We start from the raw sequence: 13,705 nt of genomic DNA, 5'->3' as shown, positions 1-13,705 counted from the left end.
CATCGATGTCGCTCGACTGACTTGAAGCGAAAACCGTCCTTGGGAAGGTTGAATAAATAGCCGAACGGAGTAAAGCACAAGGCGCACGGCGCACAGGAACCGGAGCCTATGGGTTATAGGTGAGGATTCCGCGCACCGTGCAACGTAGTGATTTGCCCGTGCAGGCATTTATTGGCCCTTGATCGCCTTTAGGCCCGGATAGGCGGCCTTGTCACCCAACTCCTGCTCGATCACCAGCAGGCGGTTGTACTTGGCGACGCGATCGGAGCGGCACAGCGAGCCGGTCTTGATCTGGCCGGCGGCGGTGCCCACGGCGAGATCGGCGATGGTGGTGTCTTCGGTTTCGCCGCTACGGTGGGAGATGACCGCGGTGAAGCCGGCATCCTGCGCCATCTTGATCGCATCCAGCGTCTCGGAAAGCGAACCGATCTGGTTGAACTTGATCAGGATCGAGTTGCCGATCTTCTCGTCGATACCGCGCTTCAGGATCCTGGTGTTGGTGACGAACAGATCGTCGCCGACCAGTTGGATCTTGTCGCCAAGCTTGTCGGTCAGCGCTTTCCAGCCATCCCAGTCCGACTCGTCCATGCCATCTTCGATGGAAACGATCGGATACTGGTCGCAGAGATCGGCCAGATAGTCGGTGAAGCCTGCGGCGTCGTACTGCTTGCCTTCACCGGCGAGATCGTAGGTGCCGTCCTTGAAGAATTCGCTGGAGGCGCAGTCGAGCGCCAGCGTGACGTCCTTGCCCAGGGTGTAGCCCGCGTCGCTGACCGCCTGCTTGATGACTGCCAGCGCTTCGGCGTTGGAGGAGAGGTTCGGCGCGAAACCGCCCTCGTCGCCGACCGAGGTGGAAAGCCCTTTGGCAGAGAGCACCTTCTTCAGCGAATGGAAGATCTCGGCGCCCGTGCGCAGCGCTTCGCGGAAGTTCGGCGCGCCCACCGGCTGGATCATGAATTCCTGAATGTCGACGTTGTTGTCGGCATGTTCGCCGCCGTTGAGGATGTTCATCATCGGCACCGGCATGGTGTACTGGCCCGGCTGGCCGTAGAGCTCGGCGATGTGGGCGTAGAGCGGCACGCCTTTCTCAGTCGCCGCTGCCTTGGCCGCGGCCAGCGATACGGCGAGAATCGCGTTGGCGCCAAGGCTTGCCTTGTTGTCGGTGCCATCCAACGCCAGCATGGCGTCGTCGAGAGCGCGCTGATCGCTGGCGTCCATGCCCAGAAGGCGCTCGCGGATCTTGCCGTTGACGGCCTCGACGGCCTTCAACACGCCCTTGCCCAGATAGCGCGACTTGTCCCCGTCACGCAGTTCCAGCGCTTCGCGAGAGCCGGTGGAAGCACCGCTGGGCGCACAGGCGCTGCCCGTGATGCCGCCGCTCAGCGTGACCTGTGCCTGGACGGTGGGGTTGCCGCGGGAATCGAGTACTTCGAGGGCGCGGATATCAACGATCTCAGCCATGTTACGTCGTCCTGTCGGTTGAAAAATCAATGATCGAGGGTGAAGCGCCCGGCTCTTGCGCGGACTCCGGGCGCGATGATTCGGTCATGGTAGCAGTTCTGGAGCTTATCCAGCGTTGGCGGGTCAGGTCCAGCGTCTCCAACGATGGCGGGGGATGAATCGCTTCATCCCCCGCCGGTCATTCGATCACTCCTGATGCGCCATGCCATGCTGGCGCTGGCGTTGCGCCTTGTGCTCCAGCGCCGCATTGACGAAGCCGGTGAACAGCGGATGGCCGTCGCGGGGCGTGGAGGTGAACTCGGGGTGGAACTGGCACGCCAGGAACCAGGGGTGGTCCGGCAGCTCGATCATCTCGACCAGCGACTGATCGCCGCTCTTGCCCGAGACGATCAGGCCCGCGGCTTCGAGCTGTTCGACGAACTGCTCGTTGACCTCGAAGCGATGGCGGTGACGTTCGGTGATCGTGTCCAGACCGTACACCTCGTGCGCCCTGGAACCGGGCTTGAGTCGGCATTCCTGCCCGCCGAGACGCATGGTGCCGCCCAGATCGGAGGCCTCGTCGCGCAACTCGATCTGCCCTTCCGGGTTGATCCATTCGGTAATCAGGCCGACCACCGGATGCTGGGTATCGCGGGTGAACTCGGTGGAGTTGGCGTCTTCCCAACCCGCCACGTGGCGCGCGAACTCGATCACCGCGACCTGCATGCCGAGGCAGATGCCGAGATAGGGAACGTCGTTCTCGCGCGCGAAGCGGGCGGCCTGGATCTTGCCTTCCACGCCGCGCTCGCCGAAGCCGCCCGGCACCAGGATGGCATCCTTGCCGGCCAGACGCTCGGTGCCGTGACGTTCGATCAATTCGGAATCGATGTACTCGACGTTGACCTTCACCCGCGTCTGGATGCCGGCATGGATCAGCGCCTCGTTGAGCGACTTGTAGGCGTCGAGCAGCTCCATGTACTTGCCGACCATGGCGATGTTGATCGTCTTGAGCGGATTGAGCTTGGCGTCGAGGACGTGGATCCACTCGGCCAGGTCCGCCTGCGGCGCCTCGAGGCGGAACTTGTCGCAGACGATATCGTCGAGACCCTGCTCATGCAGCATCAGCGGAATGCGATAGATGGTATCGGCATCCTGCAGCGGGATGACCGCACGCTCTTCGACGTTGGTGAACAGCGCGATCTTGCGCCGCTCGCTCTCCTCGAGCTCGACTTCGCTGCGGCAGATCAGGATATCGGGCTGGATACCGATCGAGCGCAGCTCCTTGACGCTGTGCTGGGTCGGCTTGGTCTTGGTCTCGCCGGCGGTCTTGATGTAGGGCACCAGCGTCAGGTGCATGAACAGCGCGCGGTTGGCACCCACTTCGCTGCGCAGCTGACGGATGGATTCCAGGAACGGCAGCGATTCGATGTCGCCGACGGTGCCGCCGATCTCCACCAGCGCCACGTCGTAACCTTCTCCCCCCTTAATCACACGATGCTTGATCTCGTCGGTGATGTGCGGAATCACCTGCACCGTACCGCCGAGATAGTCGCCACGGCGCTCCTTGCGCAGCACGTGCTCGTAGACCCGGCCGGTGGTGAAGTTGTTGCTCTGGGTCATCTTGGTACGGATGAAGCGCTCGTAGTGGCCCAGGTCGAGATCGGTTTCCGCGCCATCCTCGGTGACGAATACCTCGCCATGCTGGAACGGACTCATGGTGCCCGGATCGACATTGATGTACGGGTCCAGCTTGAGGATGGTGACCTTGAGGCCGCGGGCCTCGAGGATCGCAGCCAGCGAAGCGGAGGCAATACCCTTGCCCAGGGAGGACACAACGCCGCCGGTCACGAAGATATATCGTGTCATGGAAAACCTGTCGAATCGTGGTCGTAAAGCTCGTGAGAAAAGACCCGGGGGAGAAAGTCGGGCCAGGATGGGACGTCAGATTACCAGACTCGATCGAAAGGCTCAATTTTGGATCGCGTGCCGCGCCGACATCCGGACGTCAGCTCGCCACCGCGCGCTGCAACGACTCCAGGCGACGATCCCGGATTCCCAGCGCATGCAGGTCGCCCACCGTGTTGTCGAGATACTCGCGACACGACCCCAGCACGCCGCGGCCGGTCCGTAGCAGATGCACTACCGTCTCGTCGGGCTGGCGACCGATATAGCGGTCGTGATGCGGGTTGATCACGAAGGCGATGCCCCAGATCGGGCCGACGTCCGTCTTCAGCTTGATCCAGCGCGGGCGGTAGGCGCCGGTCAGCATCTCGCGCCGCCACACCAGCGTCAGCTCGCGTTCGAGATTGTCACCGGGAACCCGCAGCGCGACTCCACGGCAGGAGCCGCCCGGCGCCAGCGCCAGCATCAGTCCGGGCGTATCGGGCGTGCCACGGCCGTGGTCGAGCTTGAGGCAGAAATCGCGATGGTAACCGTAGAGGCGGCAGGTATGGCGTTCGTCGACCTCCACGCAAGGGTTCCAGATCAACGAGCCGTAGGCGAACAGGTAGACACCGTCGCGACACTGCACGCCGGGCGGCGCCGAGGCCAGCACCTGATGGATCGAGCTTTGCAGCTCTTCGTGGCTCTTCAAGGCCACGTCGGGGTAGACGGCTTCGAAGTGGCGACGAATCAGATCCTGCTCCAGCACCTCGCGGGTCATGGCGATCGACTTTCCGGCGGAAGTCTCTTCTTCATCGACACTGATAGCGCTGGGCTGCGGCTCACTCATTGGGACTCTAATCTCGGGCGCGATCGATACGATCATGGAAAACAAGGGTGATGGCATCGACGTGGCGATGCCATCACCCCAGACTAACGTCCAACGGGCGCAAAGCGAAGCGCTAGTTGGACGAGATGCAAACGTCAGATCGCGCGACCCCGCCCGCCTCCGGTGCCGTGACGCAGGACGAGATGCAGGAGGATCGCGCCAAACGTCGCCGTACCGATTCCGTCGAGCGTGAAGCCGCCGAAATCGATCGAGAAGTTGCCCGCGCCCAGCACCAGGGTGACCGCCGCGACGATCAGATTGGTATTTTCCCCCAGGTCGACCTGGTTCTGGACCCAGATGCGGGCGCCCGCAACCGCGATCAGGCCGAACACCACGATCGAAGCGCCGGCAAGCACCGGGCCGGGGATCGTCTGGATCAGCGCGCCAAAGCGCGGCGAGAACCCGAGCAGAATGGCAAATCCCGCCGCCGCGACGAAGATCAATGTCGAGTAGACCCGCGTCACCGCCATCACGCCGATGTTCTCGGCATAGGTCGTCACGCCGGTGCCGCCGGACGCCCCGGAGACCATCGTCGCCAGTCCGTCACCCAGGAAGGCCCGGCCGATATAGGGATCGAGATCGCGCCCGGTCATCGCTCCCACCGCCTTGATGTGGCCCAGGTTTTCCGCCACCAGGATGATCGCGACCGGGGCGATCAGCACCATGGCGTGCGGGCTGAACGTCGGGGCGGTGAACGCGGGCATCCCGAACCAGGCGGCCTCTTCGATGATCGAAAAATCGATCGGCGTGCCCCAGCCCAGGCCGTTGGTGACCAGCGCATAGATCGCGTAGGCGGCAACCAGCCCGACCAGGATCAGCAGCCGCTGCAGCATGCCGCGAGTCAGCACCGCCGCCAGGCCGATGCAGAGGATGGTCACCAGCGCCATCGCGGCATCGAAGTTGGAGCCGGCCACGCTGGAAACGGCTACCGGAGCCAGGTTGAGACCGATGGTCATGACGATGGCGCCGGTCACGACCGGCGGCAGCAGGAACTCGATCCAGCGCGTGCCCATGGCCATCACGATCAGGCCGATGACCGCATAGATCGCGCCGCAGGCGATGATGCCGCCCAGCGCCAGCCCGATCGACGGATTGCCGCCGCTCCCGCCGTAACCGGTGGCGGCAATCACCACCCCGATGAAGGCGAAACTCGACCCCAGGTAGCTGGGAACCCGCCCGCCGACGATCACGAAGAACAGCAGCGTACCGATCCCCGACATCAGGATCGCCAGGTTGGGATCGAACCCCATCAGCAGCGGCGCCAGCACGGTGGAACCGAACATGGCGACGGCGTGTTGCACGCCCATCAACAGCGTCTGCGCGGGTGGCAGCGTCTCGTCGGGTGCGACCAGATCTTGGCGAGCGGCATCGACGCGGCGCCAGCGGGGGAACCAGGATGACATCGAACTTGTTCTCCAGGGAAACGACCGGTCGACGCCGGCGATTTCCGAATGCGTGAAAGCGATTGTTGTATGTACGAGCGGCGGATAACCGACCCGATGCGCATTCTACCTTCAGCGATGGCGGGATGCCTCCCGACCTCGCGTTTTTGGCACAGTGCCTCACGACTGAACTACGCTGACACCATCGACCCCAAGGATCGAACAGGAATACCGAGCGAGCGACGCCACTTTGAACGGTGGTGTCTCGTCTAAACTCAAGGCATGCCAGGGAGTGGATATGCAACGCTACGACTACCTGATCGTCGGCGCCGGCATGGTCGCCGCCAATGCCGTTCAAGGCATCAGAGAGAAGGACACCCAAGGCACGATCGGCATCCTGGGCGCCGAGCCCAACGGCCCGGTCACGCGGCCAGCGCTAACGAAAAAGCTCTGGACCGACCCCGAATTCGGTTACGACAAGATCTGGATGCAGCCGGAGCAGGACGACGGCACCACGCTGCATACCCGCACTCGCGTCACGGCCATCGATCGCGGCCAGAAAACGGTGACGACGGATGACGGCGACACCATCGGCTACGGCAAACTGCTGCTGGCGACTGGCGGCGCACCGATGACGATCGATCTGCCGGCGAGCGATCGCGTTCGCTATTTCCGCACGGTCGAGGATTACGACTGCCTGAGAAGGCTTGCCGGCAAGGGGCTGCACATTGCCGTCATCGGCGGCAGCTATATCGGTACGGAACTGGCCGCGGCACTGATCCAGAATGGATGCCGGGTGACCCTGATACATCCCCATGAGGTACTGGGAAGCCAGATGTTCCCGCCCAGCCTCGCCAACCGTTTCCACCAGACCTATCTCGACAAGGGCGTCGAGCTATTGAATGGCCGCAAGGTCAGCGGCGGGCGCGAGGCCGACGGCAAGGTCACGCTCGAACTCGACGATGGCAACGGCCTGGAGGTGGACGCGGCGGTCTTCGGGCTGGGAGTCAAGCCGCGAGTCGAGCTTGCAGCACAGGCAGGGCTGGAGGTCGAGGACGGCATGGTCGTGGTCAATGCGCGCCTCGAGACCAGCGATGACGCCATCTTCGCCGCCGGCGATATCGTGACCTACCCGGACCACATTCTCGGCCGCTGGCACGCCGAGCACGTCGACAACGCCAACCAGATGGGCGCGACGGTCGGCCGGATCATGGCCGGCAGCGACGAGACCTACGATTACACGCCCTACTTCTATTCGAACGTGTTCGACTTCGCCTGGAAAGCCGTGGGCAAGCTCGACAGTTCGCTGACAACCGTCGAGGACGTGGAAGACGACAAAGGCGTCTATTACTATCTCGACAATGAGAGTGAGAACGTCGTCGGCGTACTGCTGCTCAACCTGGAAGCCGACAGGCTCGACGAGGCTCGCGAGGTATTGGCGGACAAGTCACCGCAGCGCCCCGATACCCTGATGGGCCGCATCGCCCGGTCGTGATCGGGGCCCTGCATGACATTCATGCGAATGCCTTCAACGAAAAAGCGCCCACGATGACGTTGGCGCTTTTGATCCGGCAATTCGGTAACCGGGCCTGGTGACCCTCGGCGTCAGTTGGACTCGGGCAGGCGGGAAACCAGAATATTGGAGCGGCGTTCGATCTCCTCGAGCATCCCGGCACACTCGTCGGACATCCCGCTGTCATGCAGCTTGGCGAGCGAGAACAGGGCCTTCAGCTGGCCACTGATCATGGTGGCCTGATAGCCGCCGTCCTGATCCAGCACATGGTCTTCCAGCGCTCGCAGCTGCGTGTTTGCCTGGTCGAGAATGTTGCGTTCAAGCCTGATCATGGTGTGACCTTCTGAAAATTGCAGTTCGTTTCGAGCGCGCCACTGTAAAGGCTCATCCGACTTTATACCACCGCTGAACGCAATCGGTAGCGCCGGGCGGCTCGTGCCGGCGCTACCGCCAGCACGAGCCGCAACCCTCACACCTCGAGATAACCGAGGATGCCTTCCGCCGCCTGACGCCCTTCGTAGACAGCCGTCACCACCAGGTCGGAGCCGCGCACCATGTCGCCACCGGCGAACACTTTTTCGTTGCTGGTCTGATAGGCGAAACGTTCCATCTGCGCCGGAATCTCTGGCGCCAGCACGCGGCCGCGCTCGTCCACCTCGATCTGGTGCGTGTCGAACCATTCGATCTCGCTGGGCTGGAAACCGAAGGCGATGACCACCGCATCGCAGGCCAGGATCTCTTCGGAGCCCGGCACCACTTCCGCGCTGCGCCGTCCTTTCTCGTCCGGCTCCCCCATGCGGGTGCGTACCAGCTTGACGCCCTCGACCTTGCCCTCGCCGACGATCGCCACCGGCTGGCGGTTGAACAGGAACTCGACGCCCTCTTCGCGCGCGTTGGCCACCTCGCGCTTGGAGCCCGGCATGTTCTCCTCGTCTCGACGATAGGCACAGGTCACGCTGGCCGCGCCCTGGCGAATCGAGGTGCGGTTGCAGTCCATCGCCGTATCGCCACCGCCCAGGACGACGACGCGCCTGCCGGCCATCGACACGTAGTCGGCCGGATCCTTCTCGAAGCCGAGGTGATGGTTGGCGTTGGCGATCAGGAAATCGAGCGCCTTGTAGACGCCTTCCGTCTCCTCGCCGGGAAAGCCGCCGACCATGTACTTGTAAGTGCCCATGCCGAGGAAGACCGCATCGAATTCGTCGTTGAGCTGTTCGAAGGTGATGTCCCGACCGATTTCGGTATTGAGCCGGAACTCGACCCCCATCTCCTCGAACACCGCGCGACGGCGTTCCATCACGTGCTTTTCGAGCTTGAACTCGGGAATGCCGAAAGTCAGCAGACCGCCGATCTCCGGGTAGCGATCGAACACCACCGGCTTGACCCCGTTGCGGATCAGGATATCGGCGCAGCCCAGTCCGGCCGGCCCGGCACCGACGATGGCGACGCGCTTGTCGGTCATGGTCACGCTGGACATGTCCGGACGCCAGCCCATGGCGAAGGCGGTATCGGTGATGTACTTCTCCACCGAGCCGATGGTGACGGCGCCGAAGCCGTCGTTCAGCGTGCAGTCGCCCTCGCACAGGCGATCCTGCGGGCAGACCCGGCCACACACTTCGGGCAGCGAGTTGGTGCGGTGCGACATCTCCGCCGCTTCGAGAATGTTCCCCTCGCTGACCAGCTTGAGCCAGTTGGGAATGTAGTTGTGAACCGGACACTTCCACTCACAGTACGGGTTGCCGCAATGCAGGCAGCGATGCGCCTGGCTGGCCGCCTCGCTGGGCTTGAACGGCTCGTAGATTTCGGCGAACTCCTTCGCCCGGCTGCGCGCATCCTTTTTCTGCGGATCGCGTCGCCCTACATCGATGAACTGAAAGTCGTTACTCAAACGGTTTGCCATGTCTTTTCTCCTCACTGGGCCGACGACGCTCTCGGATTGCAGCTGTAGCCCCTGCCCCGGTGGCTGACACCGGGGGCCGTTCGGGCTGTCGCCGCCTCTTATTCAGGCTGCCGCCTGGATTGGGCCAGCAAACCGTTGAGACTTGCGGCCTTGGGCTTCACCAGCCAGAAGTGGCGGATGAAGTCGGAGAAATCCTCAAGAATCGCTCGCCCGCGTGGCGAGTCCGTCTCTTCCACGTACTCGGTAATCACTTCGCGCAGGTGACGGCGGTAAGCCTCCATCGACTCGGTGTTGATCCGATGGATTTCCACCAGCTCGTGGTTGTAGCGGTCGACGAAACCGCGATCCTCGTCGAGCACATAGGCGAAACCGCCGGTCATGCCCGCACCGAAGTTGATCCCGGTCTTGCCCAGCACACAGACCAGGCCGCCGGTCATGTATTCGCAGCAGTGGTCGCCGGCCCCTTCGATCACCGCGTGGGTGCCGGAGTTGCGCACGCCGAAGCGCTCGCCGGCCATTCCCGCGGCGAACAGCTTGCCGTCGGTGGCACCGTACAGGCAGGTGTTGCCGATGATCGCCGTCTCGTGGCTCTGGAAGCGGCTGGTCTTGGGCGGCACGATCACCACCTTGCCGCCGTTCATGCCCTTGCCGACGTAGTCGTTGGCATCGCCTTCCAGATACAGGTTCAGCCCGCGCGCGTTCCATACCCCGAAGCTCTGACCCGCAACACCCTTGAAGCGGACCGTGATCGGTGCATCTTCCAGCCCCGCCTCGCCGTAGCGCTTGGCGATCTCGCCGGAAACCCGAGCCGCCACCGAGCGGTCGCAGTTGGTGATCGTGAACGAGAACTCGCCACCGGACTTCGACTCGATCGCCGGCAGCAACGCGTCGAACACTTCCTGGTTCTTGGCACCCGGATCATGCGGCACGTTGCGGCGGACCTCGCAGAACTGCGGCGCGTCCGCGGGTACGAAATCGTTGGCCAGTAGCGGGCTCAGGTCGAGCTTGCGCTGCGCCGCAGTCTCGCCTTCGAGCATTTCCAGCAGGTCGGTGCGCCCGATCAGGTCGGTGAGCTGGCGCACGCCGAGCAGCGCCATCAATTCACGCACTTCCTCGGCGATGAAGCGGAAGTAGTGCTTGACCATGTCGACCGTGCCACGGAAGTGCTCGTCGCGCAGCTCCTGATGCTGGGTCGCGACGCCGGTCGCACAGTTGTTGAGGTGGCAGATCTTCAGATACTTGCAGCCCAGTGCCACCATCGGCGCGGTGCCGAAGCCGAAGCTCTCGGCGCCAAGAATCGCCGCCTTGACCACGTCGAGCCCGGTCTTCAGGCCGCCATCGGTCTGCAGCCGGATCTTGTCGCGCAGGCCGTTGATGCGCAGCGCCTGGTGCACTTCCGGCAGGCCCAGCTCCCACGGGCTCCCGGCGTGGCGGATCGAGGTGATCGGGCTCGCCGCGGTGCCGCCGTCGTAGCCGGAGACGGTGATCAGGTCAGCGTAGGCCTTGGCCACCCCGGTGGCGATGGTGCCGATGCCCGGCTCGGAGACCAGCTTGACCGAGACCTGGGCGCTCGGGTTGACCTGCTTGAGATCGAAGATCAGCTGAGCCAGATCCTCGATCGAATAGATGTCGTGATGCGGCGGCGGCGAAATCAGCGTCACGCCCGGCACCGCATAGCGCAGCCGCGCGATCATGTCGTTGACCTTGCCACCCGGCAGCTGGCCGCCCTCGCCGGGCTTGGCGCCCTGGGCGACCTTGATCTGCAGCACTTCGGCGTTGACCAGATAGGCCGGCGTCACGCCGAAGCGCCCGGAGGCGATCTGCTTGATCTTCGACGAGCGGATGGTGCCGTAGCGGGCCGGATCCTCGCCGCCTTCGCCGGAGTTGGAGCGGCCGCCGGTTTCGTTCATCGCCTGCGCCAGCGCCTCGTGGGCTTCCGGCGACAGCGCGCCCAGCGACATGCCGGCGCTGTCGAAGCGCGGCAGCAGGTTTTCCACCGGCTCGACCTCGTCCAGCGGCAACGGCTCGGGAGCCGGCTTGAGCTTCAGCAGATCCCGGATCGTGGCCACCGGACGCTCGTTGACCAGCCGCGCGAAGGCTTTCCACTTGGCGTAGTCGCCCTGCTGGACCGCCTGCTGCAGCAGCATCACCACGTCGGGATTGTAGGCGTGGTATTCGTGCCCGTGGACGAACTTGACCAGGCCGCCCTGGCGGATGCCTTTACGGGGAATCCAGGCATCGCGGGCCGCCAGCGTCTGCTGCATCTGCAGCTCGCTGAAGCCGGTGCCCTCGATGCGCGACATCATGCCGTCGAAGCACATCTGCATGACTTCGGAACCCAGTCCGACGGCTTCGAACAGCTGCGAACCCCGGTAGGAAGAGATCTGCGAGATGCCCATCTTCGACAGAATCTTGTAAAGCCCCTTCTGCATCCCCTTGCGGTAGTTCTCGCGCGCGTCCGCCGGGTTGCCGACCAGCTCGCCGGTGCGGTGCATGTCCGCCATCACCTGGTAGGCGAGGTACGGATAGACCGCGGTGGCGCCGACCCCGAAGAATACCGCCATCTGGTGCGCGTCACGGGCGTAGCCGGTCTCGACCACGATATTGACGCGCGGGCGCAGCGCCAGCCTGGCCAGATGATGGTGCACGGCGCCGGTCGCCAGCAGCGCCTGGATCGGCTGCTTGCCTTTTTCGAGTTCGGCATCGGACAGCACCAGGATCACCTTGCCATCCCGAGCCGCCTGCTCGGCCTGCTGGCAGAGCGCTACCAGCGCCTGGCGCAGCGAGGTGGTTTCCGGGTCGTAGTGCAACGGCAGCCGGATCGAGGTGAACGCCGGATCTTCCTGTGTCACCAGGGCGGTGAACTTGCGCGGCGACAGCACCGGCGTGGTCAGGATCAGGCGATGCGCGTGCTCGGGGGTGGCCTGGAAGACGTTGAGTTCCGCGCCCATGCAGGTTTCCAGCGACATCACGATCGCTTCACGCAACGGGTCGATCGGCGGGTTGGTGACCTGGGCGAATTTCTGACGGAAGAAATCGGTGAGCAGACGGTTCTGCCGCGACAGTACCGCCATCGGCGTGTCGTCGCCCATCGACCCGACCGCTTCCTGACCGCTCTCGGCCAGCGGCCTGAGCAGCTGATCGCGCTCTTCGAAGGTGACCGAGAACATCTTCTGATAGACGTTGAGCTCGTCGGTTTCCATCGGCTGGAAGCGGGCCAGCTCGGTCAGCGCCGACTCGAGATAGTGGGCATGCTCCTTGAGCCAGCGGCGATACGGGTAGGCGGACTTGAGCCGCTGATCGATATCGTCGGTGTGCAGCACTTCGCCGGTCTGGGTATCGACGGCGAGGATCTGCCCCGGCCCGACGCGGCCCTTGGCCACCACCGATTCGGGGGAGTAGTTCCACACCCCGATCTCGGAGGAGAGGGTGATGTAGCCGTTGTCGGTGATCACCCAGCGCGCCGGACGCAGACCGTTGCGGTCGAGCATGCAGACGGCATGGCGGCCGTCGGTCATGACGATACCGGCGGGGCCGTCCCACGCCTCCATGTGCATGGAGTTGTATTCGTAGAAGGCGCGCAGGTCGCCGTCCATGGTCTCCACGTTCTGCCACGCCGGCGGCACCATCATGCGCACCGCGTTGTAGAGATCCATGCCGCCGGTCAGCAGCACTTCGAGCATGTTGTCCATGCTCGACGAATCGGAACCGGTGGTATTGACGATCTCGTCGAGGCCTTCGATCTCCGGCAGCAGTTCGCTGACGAAGTTGGCCTTGCGCGCATTGGCCCAGCTGCGGTTGGCCTCGATGGTGTTGATCTCGCCGTTGTGCGCCATGAAGCGGAACGGCTGCGCCAGCGGCCAGCGCGGCGCCGTATTGGTCGAGAAACGCTGGTGGAAGACGCAGACGGCGGTTTCGAGACGTTCGTCGCCCAGATCCTGATAGAAGGTCGGCAGATCCACGGGCATCATCAGGCCCTTGTAGGACACCACCTTGGACGACAGCGAGCAGACGTAGAACTCTTCTTCCTGACGCAGCTTCTGCTCGGCCAGGCGACGAGCCATGAACAGCTCGACATTGAACGCGGCGTCGGACTGGGACGCATCCCCTTCGACGAACACCTGACGAATGCGCGGCAGGCACTCGAGCGCCATCGGCCCGCAGACGCTGGGGTCCGTGGGCACGTCGCGCCAACCTATGACGCTCAAGCCGCGCTCGGCCAGCTCGCCTTCCAGGATTTCCCGTGCGTGCTGCTCGCGAGCGTCGTCATCGGGGAAGAACACCATGCCGACCGCGAAACGCTCGCCCAGGGTCACGTCCAGTTGCTCCTGGGCCAGCGCTCGCATGAAGCTCATCGGCATCTTCAGCAGCAGGCCGCAACCGTCGCCGGTCTTGCCGTCCGCCGCGATACCACCTCGGTGGGTCATGCATGTCAGGGATTCGATCGCCGTCTTGAGCAGATCGTGACTGGCCTGCCCCTCCATATGAGCAATCAGGCCGAAACCGCAGTTGTCGCGGAATTCGCCGGGCTGGTGAAGACCTCTCATCATGGGCGTGCCTCACAAAGCTGTGTCAGAATACAGATCTTGCATTCGATCGAATAAAAAGAGATAATTTAAGGTTTTGTTATTTTTATGACCGAATTGATGGCTGAATATCCGGCCTATTTTCGTCTCGAAACACCGACAATATTGCTACTG

The 13,705-nt window shown here is 63.5% G+C and carries 8 protein-coding genes; 1 reads left to right on the top strand and 7 read right to left on the bottom strand.

The genetic code is table 11. The annotated features are described in order from the left end of the window. Positions 1–168 precede the first annotated feature (168 nt). The 4 genes from eno to R5R73_RS04645 all read right to left on the bottom strand — a co-directional run bounded on the left by eno (position 169) and on the right by R5R73_RS04645 (position 5,613). A complete protein-coding gene (eno, locus tag R5R73_RS04660) occupies positions 169–1,461 on the bottom strand; it encodes a phosphopyruvate hydratase (protein ID WP_110631715.1) in 1,293 nt (430 codons plus the stop codon). 186 nt (positions 1,462–1,647) lie between these two features. Further along, positions 1,648–3,306 (bottom strand): CTP synthase, encoded by a 1,659-nt coding sequence (locus R5R73_RS04655; protein WP_071231865.1) that lies wholly within the window; start codon positions 3,304–3,306, stop codon positions 1,648–1,650. A 139-nt stretch (positions 3,307–3,445) separates the two neighbouring features. Then, the gene (locus R5R73_RS04650) at positions 3,446–4,171 is read right to left on the bottom strand and encodes a gamma-glutamylcyclotransferase (protein WP_157957020.1); all 726 of its coding nucleotides are present in this window, start codon (positions 4,169–4,171) and stop codon (positions 3,446–3,448) included. A 134-nt stretch (positions 4,172–4,305) separates the two neighbouring features. Then, positions 4,306–5,613 (bottom strand): solute carrier family 23 protein, encoded by a 1,308-nt coding sequence (locus R5R73_RS04645; RefSeq protein WP_071231863.1) that lies wholly within the window; start codon positions 5,611–5,613, stop codon positions 4,306–4,308. 277 nt (positions 5,614–5,890) lie between these two features. Between R5R73_RS04645 and R5R73_RS04640 the strand changes: the two genes are divergently transcribed. Further along, entirely contained in the window at positions 5,891–7,087 is a 1,197-nt protein-coding gene (locus tag R5R73_RS04640; protein WP_322528934.1) for an NAD(P)/FAD-dependent oxidoreductase, read from the top strand. 110 nt (positions 7,088–7,197) lie between these two features. Here the strand turns inward: R5R73_RS04640 and R5R73_RS04635 are convergent, their stop codons facing one another. From R5R73_RS04635 to gltB, 3 genes are all read right to left on the bottom strand, one after another. After that, entirely contained in the window at positions 7,198–7,437 is a 240-nt protein-coding gene (locus R5R73_RS04635) for a hypothetical protein (RefSeq protein ID WP_322528933.1), read from the bottom strand. Between the two features lie 137 nt (positions 7,438–7,574). Continuing rightward, positions 7,575–9,005 (bottom strand): FAD-dependent oxidoreductase, encoded by a 1,431-nt coding sequence (locus R5R73_RS04630; RefSeq protein ID WP_071231860.1) that lies wholly within the window; start codon positions 9,003–9,005, stop codon positions 7,575–7,577. Between the two features lie 98 nt (positions 9,006–9,103). Then, on the bottom strand, positions 9,104–13,555 hold the full coding sequence (gene gltB, locus R5R73_RS04625; RefSeq protein ID WP_322528932.1) for a glutamate synthase large subunit: 4,452 nt from the start codon (positions 13,553–13,555) through the stop codon (positions 9,104–9,106). Positions 13,556–13,705 lie beyond the last annotated feature (150 nt).

The sequence above is a fragment of the Salinicola sp. LHM genome (assembly GCF_034479735.1).
GTDB classification, from domain to species: domain Bacteria; phylum Pseudomonadota; class Gammaproteobacteria; order Pseudomonadales; family Halomonadaceae; genus Salinicola; species Salinicola salarius.
The sequence above is the reverse complement of the archived record's forward strand: the minus strand, read 5'-3'. Positions and strand labels throughout refer to the sequence as shown.

Coding starts and splice junctions, on each gene's coding strand:
- eno (WP_110631715.1), bottom strand. CDS start 1,461: ATGGCTGAGATCGTTGATATCCGCGCCCTCGAAGTACTCGATTCCCGC.
- R5R73_RS04655 (WP_071231865.1), bottom strand. CDS start 3,306: ATGACACGATATATCTTCGTGACCGGCGGCGTTGTGTCCTCCCTGGGC.
- R5R73_RS04650 (WP_157957020.1), bottom strand. CDS start 4,171: ATGAGTGAGCCGCAGCCCAGCGCTATCAGTGTCGATGAAGAAGAGACT.
- R5R73_RS04645 (WP_071231863.1), bottom strand. CDS start 5,613: ATGTCATCCTGGTTCCCCCGCTGGCGCCGCGTCGATGCCGCTCGCCAA.
- R5R73_RS04640 (WP_322528934.1), top strand. CDS start 5,891: ATGCAACGCTACGACTACCTGATCGTCGGCGCCGGCATGGTCGCCGCC.
- R5R73_RS04635 (WP_322528933.1), bottom strand. CDS start 7,437: ATGATCAGGCTTGAACGCAACATTCTCGACCAGGCAAACACGCAGCTG.
- R5R73_RS04630 (WP_071231860.1), bottom strand. CDS start 9,005: ATGGCAAACCGTTTGAGTAACGACTTTCAGTTCATCGATGTAGGGCGA.
- gltB (WP_322528932.1), bottom strand. CDS start 13,555: ATGATGAGAGGTCTTCACCAGCCCGGCGAATTCCGCGACAACTGCGGT.